The 16,477-nt window shown below is 45.6% G+C and carries 17 protein-coding genes; 1 reads left to right on the plus strand and 16 read right to left on the minus strand.

Features of this window, described 5'->3' with window-relative positions; genetic code table 11:
- Nucleotides 1-156: 156 nt before the first annotated feature.
- From NFS43_RS00745 to NFS43_RS00755, 3 genes are all read right to left on the minus strand, one after another.
- Nucleotides 157-1,215 carry a PrsW family glutamic-type intramembrane protease gene (locus tag NFS43_RS00745; RefSeq protein ID WP_251548828.1) on the minus strand — a complete coding sequence of 353 codons (1,059 nt, stop codon included), beginning with the start codon at nucleotides 1,213-1,215 and terminating at the stop codon, nucleotides 157-159.
- Nucleotides 1,216-1,313: 98 nt separating this feature from the next.
- A complete protein-coding gene (locus tag NFS43_RS00750) occupies nucleotides 1,314-1,940 on the minus strand; it encodes an SdpI family protein (protein WP_251548830.1) in 627 nt (208 codons plus the stop codon).
- Nucleotides 1,937-2,215 (minus strand): autorepressor SdpR family transcription factor, encoded by a 279-nt coding sequence (locus NFS43_RS00755; protein WP_251548832.1) that lies wholly within the window; start codon nucleotides 2,213-2,215, stop codon nucleotides 1,937-1,939. Before NFS43_RS00755 ends, NFS43_RS00750 begins: the two co-directional genes overlap by 4 nt.
- A 179-nt stretch (nucleotides 2,216-2,394) precedes the next feature.
- Between NFS43_RS00755 and NFS43_RS00760 the strand changes: the two genes are divergently transcribed.
- Nucleotides 2,395-3,747, plus strand: coding sequence for an amino acid permease (locus tag NFS43_RS00760; RefSeq protein ID WP_251548834.1), 1,353 nt, complete (start codon nucleotides 2,395-2,397; stop codon nucleotides 3,745-3,747).
- Nucleotides 3,748-3,856: 109 nt separating this feature from the next.
- On the opposite strand, the gene NFS43_RS00765 is transcribed toward NFS43_RS00760, so the two are convergent.
- The 13 genes from NFS43_RS00765 to NFS43_RS00825 all read right to left on the minus strand — a co-directional run bounded on the left by NFS43_RS00765 (nucleotide 3,857) and on the right by NFS43_RS00825 (nucleotide 16,438).
- A complete protein-coding gene (locus tag NFS43_RS00765; protein ID WP_251548836.1) occupies nucleotides 3,857-4,561 on the minus strand; it encodes a hypothetical protein in 705 nt (234 codons plus the stop codon).
- Nucleotides 4,558-5,307 (minus strand): hypothetical protein, encoded by a 750-nt coding sequence (locus tag NFS43_RS00770; RefSeq protein WP_251548838.1) that lies wholly within the window; start codon nucleotides 5,305-5,307, stop codon nucleotides 4,558-4,560. The genes NFS43_RS00765 and NFS43_RS00770 overlap by 4 nt, the downstream gene beginning before the upstream one ends.
- Complete coding sequence (locus NFS43_RS00775) at nucleotides 5,270-6,190, minus strand: ABC transporter ATP-binding protein (RefSeq protein ID WP_251548839.1); 921 nt, start codon at nucleotides 6,188-6,190, stop codon at nucleotides 5,270-5,272. The genes NFS43_RS00770 and NFS43_RS00775 overlap by 38 nt, the downstream gene beginning before the upstream one ends.
- Complete coding sequence (locus NFS43_RS00780) at nucleotides 6,187-6,567, minus strand: GntR family transcriptional regulator (RefSeq protein ID WP_251548841.1); 381 nt, start codon at nucleotides 6,565-6,567, stop codon at nucleotides 6,187-6,189. The genes NFS43_RS00775 and NFS43_RS00780 overlap by 4 nt, the downstream gene beginning before the upstream one ends.
- Before the next feature lie 151 nt (nucleotides 6,568-6,718).
- Complete coding sequence (locus NFS43_RS00785) at nucleotides 6,719-7,963, minus strand: sensor histidine kinase (RefSeq protein WP_251548843.1); 1,245 nt, start codon at nucleotides 7,961-7,963, stop codon at nucleotides 6,719-6,721.
- A gap of 167 nt (nucleotides 7,964-8,130) precedes the next feature.
- Complete coding sequence (locus NFS43_RS00790) at nucleotides 8,131-8,613, minus strand: DUF456 domain-containing protein (protein WP_251548976.1); 483 nt, start codon at nucleotides 8,611-8,613, stop codon at nucleotides 8,131-8,133.
- A gap of 143 nt (nucleotides 8,614-8,756) precedes the next feature.
- Complete coding sequence (locus NFS43_RS00795; protein ID WP_251548845.1) at nucleotides 8,757-9,605, minus strand: MurR/RpiR family transcriptional regulator; 849 nt, start codon at nucleotides 9,603-9,605, stop codon at nucleotides 8,757-8,759.
- 66 nt (nucleotides 9,606-9,671) lie between these two features.
- A complete protein-coding gene (locus NFS43_RS00800) occupies nucleotides 9,672-10,619 on the minus strand; it encodes a GNAT family N-acetyltransferase (protein WP_251548847.1) in 948 nt (315 codons plus the stop codon).
- Nucleotides 10,620-10,657: 38 nt separating this feature from the next.
- The gene (locus tag NFS43_RS00805) at nucleotides 10,658-11,809 is read right to left on the minus strand and encodes an exo-beta-N-acetylmuramidase NamZ family protein (RefSeq protein ID WP_251548848.1); all 1,152 of its coding nucleotides are present in this window, start codon (nucleotides 11,807-11,809) and stop codon (nucleotides 10,658-10,660) included.
- A 48-nt stretch (nucleotides 11,810-11,857) separates the two neighbouring features.
- The gene (locus NFS43_RS00810; RefSeq protein WP_251548850.1) at nucleotides 11,858-12,814 is read right to left on the minus strand and encodes a carbohydrate ABC transporter permease; all 957 of its coding nucleotides are present in this window, start codon (nucleotides 12,812-12,814) and stop codon (nucleotides 11,858-11,860) included.
- Between the two features lie 11 nt (nucleotides 12,815-12,825).
- The gene (locus NFS43_RS00815) at nucleotides 12,826-13,755 is read right to left on the minus strand and encodes a carbohydrate ABC transporter permease (RefSeq protein WP_251548852.1); all 930 of its coding nucleotides are present in this window, start codon (nucleotides 13,753-13,755) and stop codon (nucleotides 12,826-12,828) included.
- A gap of 73 nt (nucleotides 13,756-13,828) precedes the next feature.
- The gene (locus NFS43_RS00820; RefSeq protein ID WP_251548854.1) at nucleotides 13,829-15,157 is read right to left on the minus strand and encodes an ABC transporter substrate-binding protein; all 1,329 of its coding nucleotides are present in this window, start codon (nucleotides 15,155-15,157) and stop codon (nucleotides 13,829-13,831) included.
- 114 nt (nucleotides 15,158-15,271) lie between these two features.
- The gene (locus NFS43_RS00825; RefSeq protein WP_251548856.1) at nucleotides 15,272-16,438 is read right to left on the minus strand and encodes an anhydro-N-acetylmuramic acid kinase; all 1,167 of its coding nucleotides are present in this window, start codon (nucleotides 16,436-16,438) and stop codon (nucleotides 15,272-15,274) included.
- Nucleotides 16,439-16,477: the final 39 nt, after the last annotated feature.

Genomic DNA, 16,477 nt, shown 5'->3' on the forward strand with positions numbered 1-16,477 from the left:
CCAACGGGAAAGAAATCTCCCGATGCGGGAACTCCCCAACACGAATCCTTCATTTCCATTAACCAGCAAGCTCAATAGCGGCTGGTTTGGATATTTTTAAAAAATAAACTCCCCATTGTTTATGAGGAGTTAACCGAAACCATTTCAATCTATTGCTTACACTGATAATTTTCTTTCCCCGATCTCCTTTAGTCCGGCCCGGATAAGCAGGAAGACAACCACCCAGGATGCAGCCATCAAAAATACCTGCCCAAACGGAAACATTCCCGTTATCGGGGTATCCCATAATGCATGCATCGTCACAACAAGGGCAAAAACCCGCCAAAATTTAAAACGGACTAACAGGCTAAGCTTAAATGGCTGATCCCCTTGCACCCTGCAGAAAGCTGCTCCCGTCAAGCCCGCCCAAGCAACATGACCGCCCGGGGCAAAAAAACCCCGCCACATAATCGTGTTGTAGAGATTGGCACCATCCCCGGAAAGCAGCGACCTTAACGCATACCCAGCCGTTTCAAATGCGGCAAACCCTGCGCCAACCGCGGCCCCAATCAACAGCCCATTCAAAATATACCTGTATTTTCGATATCGCACAAAAATAATGACCGTGATGGCTTTAGCAAGCTCTTCAGCAATCCCAATCGTAATCGGATTAATATTGTTTCTAAGAATGTCGAAAAACAAAAGAGCTGCCAGCATCGAAAGAATTCCCCCCACCAGCACAACATAAATCACCCGATAAAAAGCGATATTTTGCGGGGCATTCATTTCCCAAAAGAAAATTAACGTCGTAAACGGAACCGCAAAAGCTCCAGTAATAATAAGTCCGGGGATAAAATTAATATTGTGAAAATAGCTGACGCCAATGTAAAATCCAGCAAAAGCCAGAAGCGCAATGATGAACACCCTAGCAAACAGCCAAGGCTTTGGCCACGTGTCTGTCACTTCAGTAATTTTCGGTGTCGTCAGCGCCGTTCCTACAATGAATAGCCGTTCCGCTTCCAGTTCGCTATGATTGCGGAAAACCCGCGAAAAGATATTCTGAAATTTTGGTTCAACGGATCGTTCAAACTTAGGAACCGCATCCACATAATGAGCAAATTCATAAAAAAAGCTGGTATCATCCTCCGGCGTATTCTGTTTAACAAACTTTTCGCCGCAGTTTAAGCAGAACTTCACCCCATCTGGATTCGAATAAACACATTGCGGGCATTTCAAAAAAGCTCCCCCCTCTATAACCATCCATGCCATCTCAAAAAGAGTATGCCCAATTATTGGTTAAAGATGTGCGAGCCTTGAGAACAGTGACGCCCCATTCAGATTTTGATAAAGAAATAATAAGAAGAGAAAAGAATGATCGCTAAACAAATCAGGATGATGCTAATTGCATAATAGGCTTGGATAAAGGCTGGCAGCCACGGGACAATCAAAAGCAATAATCCCGATACAACAAAGACCTTTCCTCCCAAGCGGTGAGTTTTTTTCCATACCTCTTCGTTTGCCAATGTCCACGGCGTCCGAATGCCAAAAAAGTAATTCGGTTTGAATTTCGGGCTTACGTTCCCAATAAAAATAAATAATAGCCCTGCCAGTTCAGGGACAACGTATTTAGGATTCACGACTCCCAGCCCCGTGGTGATTTTCACCGCCTGCAATAAGAAAAGAATGACCAGAATGCCATTCATCGTCCAAAAATAGGTGCCCTCGAACCGCTTGTAATTATTTTTCTTCGGATCAATCTTAGGCAAAAGCATGGTTAAAACATACAAAAGGATCATAAACACCGGCATTGAAAATAAACCAAAAGACTTGTGACTATAGCGGTCCGGCACTCCCTTATAATTCCAATGCTCCGCCACTTGATCCGGCATATAGGGATACGCCGCCACCGTTCCGATGACAGTCAATAGTAACAAGAATAAACCAAACCCATACTTTTTCATTTCGTCTCACCCTCCTCATCCTTCGTTAGAAAATCCATAAACCAGGTGACCACATCTTCAAACACACTCGTGTTGAGCGAATAAATCACTTGCTGCCCCTTTTTTTCGGCATCCACTAAATTGGCCTGCTTTAATAAATTCAAATGGTGCGAAATGCTGGGCTTTGACATATTGAACTGATCAGCAATTTCTCCAGCCGATAGGTCTTGCTTTTTCAACAAATGGAGGATTTTCCTCCTGCTGGGATCGGACAACGCCTTAAAAGCATCATTCATTTAAAACACTCTCTTCCATGATAAAAATGGCTGAAAAAAGCTTTTCGTTATTTAGATAATTATCTAAATATATAATATATCAATAAGCCAAAAATATCAATGAGAGCCCACTATTTCAACCTTTGTTTCAGACTATGCTATAATCGGGCATAAACAAGCAGGCAAGGAGATTATCATCTATGAGTCACAACGTTCAAAAAGGAGATTTGCAGCGCGGTTTAGAGAACCGGCACATTACGTTAATGTCTCTTGGCGCTGCCATTGGAGTCGGATTATTTCTTGGTTCAGCTTCCACGATTCAGACCGCTGGTCCAGGAATCCTCACGGCCTATGTGCTGAGCGGCATCGTGATTTTTATCATTATGAGGGCACTTGGAGAAATGGCGATTGAAAAACCCGTCGCGGGCTCATTCACCAGGTACGCCCATGATTATATAGGGCCGCTGGCCGGATTCTTGACAGGATGGAACTATTGGTTTCTGTGGGTGGCCACCTGCATGGCTGAAATTACCGCCGTTGGCATCTACATGGGGTATTGGTTCCCTGGCGTCCCCCAATGGGTTTGGGCACTGGCTGGATTGCTGCTGATGGTCATGATCAACATCCTCAGCGTCAAGGCATTTGGGGAGTTAGAATTTTGGTTTGCCCTGATTAAGGTTGTCACGATATTGGCGATGATCGCAGTGGGAGCGTGTCTAATTGCTGGCATTGGGAGCGGCGTGAAAGCAGCCGGGATATCGAATCTTTGGGAACATGGCGGCTTTTTCCCGAACGGATGGAATGGAGTGTTATTGTCGGTTCCAATGGTCGTGTTCGCCTACCTAGGGATTGAAATGATTGGGGTGACCGCAGGGGAAGTGAAGAATCCGGAAAGGACGCTGGCACGGGCAATTGATACCGTGTTTTGGCGGATTTTGCTTTTTTATGTGGCTTCCTTATTTGTCATTATGAGCCTCTACCCGTGGGAGGAGATTGGCACGAAAGGCAGCCCGTTTGTGCTTACTTTTGAAAAAATCGGCATCAAAAGCGCGGCGGGAATCTTAAATTTCGTAGTATTGACAGCGGCACTGTCTTCCTGCAACAGCGGTATCTTCAGCTCTGCCAGGATGCTGTATTCACTTGCCCAGCAGGGAGAAGCACCGCAGAGATTGGGAAAAGTCACGAAGTCAGGTGCACCGGGGGCAGCCGTATTGGTAACAGCTGCCGTCTTATTGATCGGTGTAGGGCTCAACTATGTGGTTCCGGCAAAAGTGTTTACTTGGGTGACCAGCATTGCCACGTTTGGGGCAGTTTGGACCTGGGGCATCATTCTCGTTTCCCAGCTCCGCTACCGCAAAACCCTAAAACTTGAAGCCATCCAACGGATTAAATACAAGGTGCCTATATTCCCATACACCTCCTACATCGCCTTGGCCAGCCTAGTTCTCATAACCGGCCTGATGCTCTACAACCCAGACACCAGAATCGCCTGCGTTGTCGGACCTCTATGGCTCATCCTCTTAGCAGCCATTTATTATTGGAGAAGGAAATGAGGAGGCGCGACAAGTACCAGCCTCCATGACCAAACTAAATTGATCGGAAGGCCAGAGGGACGGTTCTTATGGCAAAAAGCCATAAGAACCGTCCCTCTGGTCACTTTGGTCATGACTCTACATACTGAATCTCCATGTTTTCGGATTGAAGCTCCAGATTCTTAGGAATGGAAAGAAACAGGATACGGGTGCCTCCAATTGATGAAGAGGAAAAGCCTGTGCCCGATTCTCCTTTTAATTGTTTGACGGAGAAAACACTGTTATACGTAGAAAATTTTAATTTGCCTGACGCTGGCTTTAACAATGTAAGGGTACGATTCGAGAGCTGTAACTTCGGGTCATCAATCAGCTTTGTGATATCGAAACCATTCATGCTGTATCGGGCCCGGTAATAGGCTGCCTCGATTTTCCCATCATCGCCGGCTTTTCTTTTAACTATAACCGGCATCATCATATTCCCATCTTGAAAAGCCAGATCCAGCCGCTGCTGATCATAATCGAAGACCCACTTCTTTCCTAAAAACGCCGGGTCCAGCGCCTCTACTCTTCCTTCTGCCGCTAATTCATAAAGCTGCTGGCTCTCCCGTTCAACTTCTTTGTCCTTTACACGCTTCAACTCTACCCCTCCCGGCGGTGGAAGCAGCAGGCTGACGATCATACAAAGGATCAACACAGCCAAATAGACTGTAAACACCACTTTTACCCGTCTTAAGTAAGAAAAACGGCCGCGCTTTCCAGAACCTCCCATCATCATTTTCGCCATCATGCCCGCCATTCCAGCAATCAATATAAGAAATAGGATAAGGCTCATCACGATCGAACCTCCAATCGATTAGACAACCCAGCCGATGCCAAAAACAGCAGGCCAGCGGTAGCCATAATTTTCAAGAAGAAGAGAAAGACGGAAGATTCAGAATGATAAAAAGTAAAAATATCGGCGAAAACCCCAGCCTTCCCGTCAGCCACATCCAGAAAGAGGACTCCCAAAATCGCCGCCGGCAGCAAAGCGGTGAGGGATTTATGAAACTGGACCAGCGTGCCTGCCAAATACCCCAGCATGCAAAAGAGAAAGATATAAAGAAATGCCGAGAATATGCCCAGCAGAGTCTCCAGCGCCCCCGGCCAGCCGTTAGGATTGCTGAAAAAATATTCACTGACAAACAGGTTCACCACGATTTTTAAAAGATAAGATGACAGGATCGCGGTTATCCCTCCTATGAAACTGGCAGTCAACAGGAATAACAGATTGGACAGATTGCTTGTCAGCCGGTTCGTGATAAACAGATAATCATCGTTCCGGTAGGCCTTTGTCGTAATGAGAACCGCGCTGATAATCCCCCACAGCATCGTAAAAACTAAGACCATGTCGGCTGAATAATAGCTCAGCTGCACCTCCACCATGCCATCGCTCGAGCCCATAGAGGCAACACCCCCTAATGAAAAGAGCACCGCTATCATTTGCAGAAAAATGAGTGAGAGAAACACCTGGCTATAGGCCTGCAGCTTGAAGGCATACTGCTTTTTAATCACCACTATCATCGACATTTTTGTCAAAGACATCATCAATCCCCCCTATTGAACTGCTAGTTAAATAGACACATAGATCACTTGTTGAGACTGGCAGCAAATCAATCCCGGCCTCCCGGGCAAGCTGCCGCTCCTTATCAGAGAAATCATTTTTCACAACCGTATACATCTGATCCATTCCGACTTTTTCGGAAAAAATAATCTGTTTATTCTTTGACCATTCCTGTACAAAAGCAGCCTTCCCTTGAACGGCTGCGGCCCATTCCTGAAGCTCATCGATGGTCGTATGGAGAAGTTGTTTGCCTTCTTTTAAAACAAGAATTTCCTCCAGGAGATCCTCGATTTCATCCAAATAGTGGCTTGATAAGAGGATCGTGCGGGGATGGTCCATATAGTCCTTTAACAGAGCGCGGTAAAAGTCCTTTCGCACAGCCGTGTCCATGCCGGTCGTCGGTTCATCGAACAAGGTGAGGGGACAGCGGGCCGATAAACCGAGTATCATGTTAAAGGTGCTTTTCATACCTTTGGACAGGCCATGATAATACTGCAATGGCTGAAAGGAAAAGTAATCAAATAAACGGGTGGCAAGCCCATGGTTCCAATTGGGGTAAAAGCTGCCCGCTGCAGCTAAGATTTCTTCAAGCGTTAAGGCGGTTGGCAGATTCATTTGGTCATGGACAAAAATGACGTTTGCCGACACAGTAAGGTTGTTAAAAGGCGGTTGGGAAAATACATTGATTTCCCCCGATGTTTCCCTTAAATAGCCGGCAATGATTTTTAACAAGGTGGTTTTTCCCGCTCCATTGCGACCAATCAAGCCAGTTAGTTTATTTTCCTCAATCGTGCAGGAAAGCTGGTCAAGCGCTTTTACCCTTCCAAACATTTTGGTTAATCCTTTGCATTCAATGGCATTCATTCTTCTGCCCTCCTTGTCATGGCCGCCTTGATCATCTTGATAAGTTCGTCTATGCTTACATGAAGCTGTTTGGCTTCTGCCGCCAATTCCTCTACTAATCCCGTTAAGGTCTGCGTTTTTCGTTTTGTCAGGATGATCGATTTTGCCTCCTCTGAAACAAACATTCCAAGCCCTCTCTTCTTATAAAGGATGCTTTTATCCGCCAGAATATTTAACCCCTTTGCTGCGGTTGCCGGGTTAATCATAAACATTTCCGCAAGCTGGTATTGGGAATAGATTTTTTGGCCGCTGTCAAAATGGCCATTCAAGATCTCATTTTCAAGCCACTCTGCTAACTGAACATAAATGGGCTTTGAACCGTCCAGATTTAAACTCAAGGCAGTTCCTCCTCCCCACTAACTTAGTGCATTACTGATGTAATGTAGTATATATTGAATGGGAACATTTGTCAATATAAGAAAAGCATGGGGATGGTTCTTGTAGCTTATTGCCCTAAGAGCCATCTCCATGCCCATAGATTAAACACGATTATTTATGTTTTAATGGCAAAACAAATCGAAAGATCGTACCAGTGCCGACCTCGCTCGTGACATAGATTTTTCCTTCCATGGCTCTAATGATGCTGTAGACAACCATCATCCCCAGCCCAGTGCCTTTGGATCCTTTCGTAGAATAATAGGGTTCTCCCAGCCTTTCCACCTGCTCTTCTGTCATGCCGACACCTGTATCCTTTATCGTAATGGTGATATCGGTGTGACTAGTTTTGGTTTCGATTAAAATGAACCCGCCGTGAGGCATCGACTCGATTGAATTTTTTATCACATTGATGAAGCATTGGTGAAACCTTTGCCGGTCGCCATAGACATAGGCGCTGACGGCCAAATTGGCCACAATCTTAGCAGAATGTTTATTCGCGGTGGGCTTTAGGATTTTCACAATCTGCTGCAGTTCCCGATTGACATCAATCGATTCTCTTTTATCCAAAGCAGGCTTGGAGAAGGTCAAATAATCCTGAATGACCCGCTCAGCGGATTCCAGTTCTCCCTTAATAATCCCTAAATATTCATTTCTTTTGGCTGGGGCAAGGCTCTGCTCCTGCAGCAATTGGACAAAACCGATCGCGGCAGTCAGGGGATTGCGAATTTCATGAGAGATGGCCGCTCCCATTTGCTCCACGGCATGTAATTTCTCCGACTTAACCAATTCGAGCCTCATTTGGGTATTCTTGCTGACAAATTCGATCGCATAGGAAATCATCCCTAACCCCAATGAAGGAATGACAAGATAGGCAAAATAGGCATCGATCCTGTTATCGGGCGGACTAGCGATCTCGACAAAAATGATGGTGACTATGTTCAATAATATCCCAGCCATAATAGTTATAATCATCCGTTTTTTGGGGGGTTGGATATAAAACAGCGGGTGGACCTTCCAAAACAGAATGGAGAGTGACCCATATAGGAGGGCATTAAGCAGAAACCCCATATCAAGGCCATAAATGCCGCGCAACACTATAACTGCCAAGCAAAGAAAGGGGCCGATTCCAAAATAAAGCCCGCCAATCACGATGGGAATGGATCTTAAATCCAAGCAGATATAGTTTTCTTTATGATAGGAGAATAGCAAACATGACGCTAACAGGAACATGAACCAGATGAAGATCCAAAGTTTCGAAACTGATTTTCCTTGTTTTTTTTCAATCCACACTAAACTAAAGAATAAAATAATGGTTAATAAAGAAAGGTTGAAGAAGAAATGCTTGGTAATATCCATTTTTCACCCCGTATATGTAGGACTGGAGTCAGATGCGGAAAATCTTGTATGTATTAATCTAAATTTTAAATATTTTAAAAAATTTGTCAATTAATAAGGGAAAATGACACAAAAATAAAAGGGGAACGGATTCTTTATGGCTTTGGCCGCAAGAACCTCCCCAGGGCTTAAATAATGGCATCCACAACAAAGACGCCGATCATAATCAGCTGAATGACAGCTTTGGCTAATGTCCCGCTTAAAAAGGCAATTAGTGTGGCAAATGCCACTTTTAACGATTCTTGAAATGGTTTCTTTTGCAGCAATTCCACGAGGAAGACCAAGATAAACGGCACAATGATCACGCCAAACGGAGGAATCACAAAGCTGCCGGCAATGAGGCCGATGGTTGCCGCCCGCATCCCCCATTTGGAGCCTCCCGCCCTATCCACAAAATGCAGATTGGCCAAATAATCAGCTAAAAACAGCAAAACCGTCAAAAGCACCAGCATCGTCCATGTAATCCAAGAAAGCTCATCCGGATCAATTCCAAATTGATACACCAGCACACCGGCCCAAATCACTAGCACTGACGGGATAATCGGATAAACTAAACCGACAAAACTGAAAACAAAACAAGCAATCACCATGATCCATAATAGAACATCCATCATCCATTTCACCCCTTCATTCTATTATAATCCATTTCAGCCATTATTTAACAGCCGCTGACAAAGTAAAAGGACGGCACTCCTGCTTCACCCAGTTTCAAAAACATGAAACAGGAATAAAGCAGGAAATCCGTCCCCGCGGTTCATTTTGGTCTTGGTTTAATCGTATCTCTTAAGATGTCGATCATTTCTCTTGTTTCGTCAAGGTGCTTGACGGTTTCTTCGTATGCCTGGGAGGCTACGCACATGAATAAGATGTCAATGACATGAAGCTGGGCAATTCTTGAGGAGGTCGCCCCACTTCTGAAGGTAGGCTCTCTTGTAGCGGATGTGTATAGTTTGATATCCGCCTGTTCGGTCACTAAGGAAGAGCCATACTTCGTCAAGCTTATCGTATGGGCACCCTTTTTATTGGCAAGCTCAAGAATTTTAGCCACCTCAAAGGTTTTTCCTGAGAAAGAAATCCCCACCACCACGTCATTTTTTTTGGCATTCGCCACTAACGTTGCGGCCATGTGGAAATCTGGAAATGCCGTTGCCTTTTTATCAATCCGCAAAAACTTCTGCTGGGCATCCTGGGCAATGATACTGGAGGCACCGACGCCAAAAAAGTGAATCGTTTCCGCATTTTGGCACACCTTCACAGCACGTTCCAGCTCTTCATGGTCCAATAGTTCCGCTGTTTCACGTATCGTTTGGATACTATTGCTCGTCATTTTTTCAATGATGGACACCGCCGATTCGTTTGGCTCGATATCCCGGAATCCGACAGCCCTATTTTTTTGCAGGTCCCCGGCAATTCGCAGCTTCAGGTCTTGAAAACCTTTTAAGCCAAGCGATTTGCAAAGCCGAATCACAGCAGCGCTGCTAGTGGAGCTCCGCTTACCAAGCTCGCTTGCAGTCAAGGAAATGGCCTCCTGCGGATTATCCAATATATACAAGGCTATTTTTTCTTCAGATGGAGGAAGTTTCGAATGCATTTCTGACAGCATTACGAGTCCTCCTGTCATGAATGACATGAGCATCATCTCTCTTTATTGATCTCGTTGTTTTTCTTTTTATATGGATTTTTTCATTACATGAAATTTGCGTGTGATGTCAAATCCTGTTTTTTTGTAAAGATAGCCGGCAGAGCTTTTTTCTCCTGTCCACAGGAACCAAGCGCCATGCAGCCCTTCGGAACGCATGTTTTTCAAACACTCATGCAATAAAATTTTCCCTAAACCCTTTCCCTGTTCATCAGGGTCTACCCCAAATGGGCCAAACCGTTCTGGGATGCCTTCATACCCTCCATAAATGCAAAAACCAACCAGCTTGCGGCCGTTTCTTGCCACCAAAATGCGCTGCGGCGGCAGGCCCTGCAGCACGCCTTCGCGAATTGCCCTGCCCCAGTCCGGATTAAATTTATGATTGGCAAATTGGATGACCTCGTATAGGTCCTTATCTTGTGCGGTTGTAAAAGAATATCCTTCTTGTTCGCGCTGCTTTTTTAATTCGATGGCTGCCTTTGATGGGGCATAGCCAATCAGGCTCCTGTCCATCGCAACAGGCGAATACTGTTTTTCAAATCCCTGGCGCAAAAGAAAGGCATAACCTTCCGGATAGGTATCTTCATCTATGCCGGGCAAAATATAATTAGGCGCATAGGACGCGAAAAAGACATTTTTTCGGCCTTCTGACGCAAGGAAATCAATGGCCGCTTTCATTAACGTTTCCCCTACACCGGTCCGGCGGACATCCCGATGGACAAAAAAGAAGGGAATCCAGCCATTTTCCGGTTCTAAATCGGTACCGATCATCGGCAGCAATCTTCTTACAGCATACACACAGCCAGCCAATCTGTCATCCTCAAAGGCCAAGCGCATTCCCTGCGGATCAAAGTTCGCATCCAGCAAAACCAAATTGCGGAATCTAGTGGGCGTAATCGGGTCATGCGGTAGGCTTTCATTCCAAAGCTCGACCACTTTCTGTTCATCCCCAGGCTCATAATAACGATAGGATATCACAATTACTCGCTCCTTTTTACGTACTATATTTTAAAAAGTTATTTATACAGAAGATACGGGGTACTTCGAGTTTGAAAATCCTCGGCTTGTTCCTCACACTGCTCTAAAAAAACCTGTGTTTTCCCTTTCATGATCAAGTCTCTTACTCGATTGGTGCCAGCCAGCAGATCAAAAATGTAACGCTGCTGTTCGCCAAACTGGATAAAACCTAAATCATCCGGATACATTTCGGCAATGAGTTCCAGCAATGTCAATCCAGTCTTTAAGGAATGAATGGTCTTCCTGTCGACCACATGAAGCTGCACACCTTCGCAGACAGCATCTTTGTGCTTTTGGTAGGTCGGTACGAACGAAATCGGGCGTGCCAACACACCAGGGAGCTGCTTATCATTGAACGCCCTTGCTAACCGGTAGCCATCCAGATATGGGGCACCGACATATTCGAACGGGCGGGTTGTGCCTCGTCCTTCTGACAGGTTCGTTCCTTCCACCAGACAGGTTCCCGGATACAGCGCGGCCATGTCAATTCCTGTCGTATTCGGGGAAGGCGGAATCCAAAACAGCCCTGTTTCATCATAATAGAGCTTCCGGCTCCAGCCCTCCATCGGAATGACCGTGAGCTTGCAATTAATCCCAAACTCATGCTTAAACAGGAGCGCCAGTTCCCCCACCGTCAAACCATGCCGGTTTGGAATCGGGTACAAGCCCACGAAAGACCGAAACTCTTCCTCCACTAAATTGCCTTCTACCGCTGTTCCGGAAATGGGATTTGGACGGTCAAGAACGACAAAATGCTTACCGTGTTCTGCACAAGCCTCCATCACATAGGCCATGGTATAAATAAACGTATAATATCTTGCCCCAATGTCCTGCAAATCAAAGAAAATCACATCAACAGGATCCAGCATTTCCTTGCTGGGCTTCTTGGAAGCGCCATATAAACTATACACCGGAACGTTCGTATAGGGATCTACAAACGTCTCCACCTTTTCGCCCTCTTTGGCACTGGCGCGGATTCCATGCTCCGGGCCATAAAGGGCTGCTAAATGAAGATCTGGATGCTCGTGAAACAGGTCAATCGCCGGGATCAGCCGATGATTGACCCCAGTCATGTTCGTGACAAGACCGATTCTTTCCCCTTTAAACTTTGAAAGATCTTTTTCAAAAAAAACATCAAGGCCTATTTTCAATTCGATTCCTCCCTTCCAAGACATTAAAAAGAGAGAGAAAAACTCTCTCTATTCTTTCACGCCGCCCAATGTCAAGCCTTTGACGAAATGACGCTGGAATAAGACGAAGACAATAATCATTGGAACAGAAGCAATGGCTGCCCCGCTCATCAACAATTTAAAGCTTGCCAGGTTCGCATCCTGCAACGATTTCAAGCCTACTGGCAGCGTATAAAGGTCCGCATCATTCAAAACGATGATCGGCCATAGGAACGAATTCCAAACGTTCATAAAGGTGAAAATGCCAAGCGCGGCCAAACCGGGCCTTGCCAAAGGCAAAACAATTTGCCAGAAGGTCTTCCACTCGCCAGCACCGTCAATTCTGGCAGCATCCAACAGTTCATCTGGAATGGAATACATAAACTGTCTCATGAGGAATACCCCGAAGACCATCGAAAGGTCTGGGAAGATCAGTGCCCAATGAGTATCCATAATCCCCAAATTTTTCACCATCATGAACATGGGAACCAGGGTCACCTGTCCGGGAATCATCATCGTTCCCACTATACAGTAAAAGATTAAATTTCTCCCCGGGAACTGTTTCTTGGCGAGTACATACCCCGCCATCGAGTCGAATAACAAGATCCCCACCGTCACTATAACGGCGATATAAATACTATTTAAAAACCACCGGCCAATATTGTTTTTGGTAAACAATGTCGTAAATCCGGAAAAACTGTCTGTCACAATCTCATGCATGACTTCCCTATGATAAGCTGCATCCTTGTCATCGCCAGCCTTTTCAGCATCACGCGCCTTGCCCCAGTGCTCGAAATACTCCGGGATCCCCATCGGATACATTTTCGGTGGATTGGAGTCCACGTACGAAACGGAACGCTCTAAGTCTTCATCCTGATAGCTGCTTAATTGCAAGGATGTGCTGAATACCCAATACAATGGCAAGAGGGAAACGATCGAAAAGACGATCAACAGCGCATAGATGATGGTTTTGTTTAATTTTGGCATCTTGTTTCCCCCTAGTCATCATACCGAAGTACGCGGAATTGAATAATCGAAAAGATTAAAATAATAAAGAATAAAACGATCGATTGTGCCGACGCATAGCCAAACTCGAAATCACGGAAACCTGTCTTATAAATGAGATGGACAAGTGTTTCTGTCGACGTGCCTGGACCGCCGCCGGTCATCATGATAATCTGTGTAAATACTTGGAAGGAACCAATCGTGCTTAATAAAACTAAATAGAGTGTCGTAGGCTTGAGTAATGGGATGGTGATATGAAGCCATTTTTGAAAGCCATTGGCCCCGTCAATCGTGGCTGCTTCATATAGCGAGTTCGAGATTGACCCCATCGCGGCCAAGTATAATATAATCCCCACTCCAAATGGAATTAAACATTGCATGATAATCAGCGACCAAAGCGCAGTTGAGGTTTGTCCTAACCAGTTAACTGGATCCATGCCAAACCAGCCCAGGACATAGTTGAATAATCCAAAATCATAGTTATACATCCAGCGCCAAACCATCGCCACAATAACCATGGAGGTGACGGTCGGCAGATAAAAGGCTCCCCGGAAGAAGCTTTGTGACCATTTTCCAAGCGGATGAATGAGAGAGGCAATAATGAGTGCACTGATTACATTAAAAGGTACCGTCACTAAGGTAAAGACAAACGTATTCTTTAACGCATCGTAAAAGGCACTGCTTTGAAAGACTTTCACATAGTTATCAAAGCCGGCCCATTCACTCCCAAAAATTTTATATTCCTGGAAGGATAATACGAATGCCCATACCACTGGTATCGCAATAAATGCTACAAACAGGATTAATTTTGGAAGCAGGAATAGGTAGGCGGAATAATTCTTTTTGATTTGGGTAAATAATGAAGTTTTTTTGGCAAAATCAACTGGATTGGCTGCATTGGCCGCATGTTGAACGGGTTTCAAATTAACTCCCCCTATCTTGATTGAAACCTGGCAAGCCCCACACTTCTTTAGGGCCTGCCAAGCTAATTGCTGCTTATTTCAGCAGCTCATCCACTTTCGTTTTCGCATCGTCCATGGCTTGTTTGGCTGTCTTTTCACCATTGAATACGAGTTGAAGCTCGGTTTGAATCGCTTCATCAATTTTTTTCCATTCTGGATGGCGTGGAAGCATCACAGCTTGTTCAGACATTTCCATCGCGCGTGCCATTTGTGGATTGTCTTTATATGGATCTTTTTCCGCTGTGCTGATTCGTGCTGGGAATGTACCATATTCTGTTGCCATTGTGAATTGCTCATCCGTTGTATTGATAAACTTCATGAATTCGCCAACCATTTTCTTCTTGCCGGCATCTTCCTGGTGGAACATCGTCCATCCGCCTACACCGCCGATTGTGACTGGTTTGCCGGATTTACCTGTTGGATAGTTAGCAACCGTGAAATTGGTTGGATATTTGCCTTGTGCTGAACTGATCGCCCATGTTGCCCATGGCTGCATAGCAACGGTTCTTTGTTCCGCATTGGCCCATGCTTGGAACGTGCCGCCAACATCTGCTCCGCCTGAGGATTCAGGAGAAACCTTGTCTTTTAATTTCAAATCAGCCAAGCGTTGAATTGCGTTAACTGCTTTAGGATCATTAAAGGTAAATTTCGTCATATCTTTATTTAACGGAGCTCCGCCATCAATATAGAAGAATGGCCATGCTTCATAGTAGCCCGGCAGAATGTAAGTGGAAAAGCCGTATACATCTGTTTTGCCATCGCCATCACGGTCAAAGGTCAATTTCTCTGCTGTATCAAGGAATTCATCCCAAGTCCACTCGCCATTTTTTGGCGGTTCCACGCCGCGCTCTTTGAACAAATCAAGATTCAGCAGCATCGTATGAACGGTCATGGAGTTTGGAATGCCGTATAGCTTGCCATCATAGGTGTAGGCATCAAGAGCATTCGGATAGAAATCCTTTAATTCATCTTTTGTATAAAGATCATCAACCGATTCGAGAACGCCTTGATCAATTTGGTCGATGCTGACCGCACTGCCGCTAATGTCTACTGGCGCAATATCAGGCCAGGACTTTCCAGCAATCGAGACACCTAGTTTGTTCGGAAGTTCGGCCCATGGAACTTGAACAAGCTCCACTTTCACTCCTTTATGTTCTGCTTCGAATTCCTTGATTTTTTCTTCCATCCAGTGGTATTTATTATCTTTGTCATCCGGCCAGCGCGGACCATCCCAAACGGTAATCGTGCCCGTCCAATCTTTGCCGCTGTCCGTTTCTTTTGAAGCTTCTTTGTCACTACTGCATGCTGCTAATGTCCCAACAGACAACATACCCGCAAGAAAAAGGCTAAGCATTTTCTTCATTGAATTTTCCCCCTTAATCACAATTGAAAAAAATTGGTTCGCATTTTATTACAGAGCAACACATCGCCGTTTTAGCTCCGGCCCTCGCCTCCTTTCCGTATCCCAGCTGCGCTGCTACCAGGCGATTTTCCCCATGATGACTGGTTTTTTCGCTCCTGTAGCAGCCGGCAGATTATTGGTGCGTTTCATTAAACATTGGTGCCCCAGCAGGGCAAACACGGCTGCTTCCTTCGCATCTCCCGGAATTCCAAGATCATCCGTGCTGCCTATTCTTATAGAATCGGGCAAGTGGCTTGTTAACCGGTTCATTAAAGTACGGTTATGCCACCCCCCGCCGCTTACAAATACTTCTTTAATCTGATGACTTTCTATTAATCTTACAATATCGGAACTAAGCGTCCGCGCCGTTAGCTCCGTGATTGTGGCCAGCTTATCGGCAGCCGAGAGGCTTGATGCTTCCCATAATGTTCGGGCATATTTGATTCCAAACAATTCCCTGCCCGTGCTTTTAGGCGGGGGCTGCTTGTAATGATCATGGGTGAGCAGCTCCAAGAGCCATTTTTCATCCACTTTTCCGCTAGCCGCGATGGCGCCATTTTCATCGAAGGTTTGCTTTCCATTCGTTGCCCAGCCGGCAAAGGCATCGATGATCATATTGCCTGGTCCCGTATCAAACGCCAGGACGGACCTCCCGCTGTTTTCTGGAGGTAAAACGGTGATATTGGCGATACCGCCAATGTTGACGAGAACACGCCCAAATTCTTTTTTCCGAAATAACAGATGATCGGCATAAGGGACCAATGGAGCCCCCTGTCCGCCCACGGCCATGTCCCTCGTCCTGAAGTCGCCAACGGTCATGACACCAGTGCGTTCGGCGATCACGCTAATGTCGCCGATCTGCAGTGTGGAAGTTACGGGAAATCCCGCGATTTTCACCTGTTCGGGCTGATGGAAAATCGTTTGGCCATGGGAACTGATCAGATCGATCTCATCCATCGGCCGGTTTGCCTCCGCAGCGACTTTTTTTGCTGCACCTGCAAATTGCTCGCCAAGCAGCATGTTCATGGCTGATATATCTTCGATTCTAGCTTGGTTTGGGTCGCACAGACTTAAGATCTTGTCCCTCAGCCCTACTGTAAACGGCAGTGTGGCAAAATGCAGCAGCTTCAGTTGAATGCCATCGGTATCCTCCTTAATGGATACCAATGCAGCATCAATCCCATCTAGGGAAGTTCCCGACATCAGCCCGATAACCAGTTTTTCACCTTGATTCTTTTCCACATTCCTGACCTCCCTTCGGCATTTTTTGATATTACCCGA

This window comes from Neobacillus muris (assembly GCF_943193175.1).
In the GTDB taxonomy this organism is placed as follows: Bacteria; Bacillota; Bacilli; order Bacillales; family Cytobacillaceae; genus Neobacillus; species Neobacillus muris.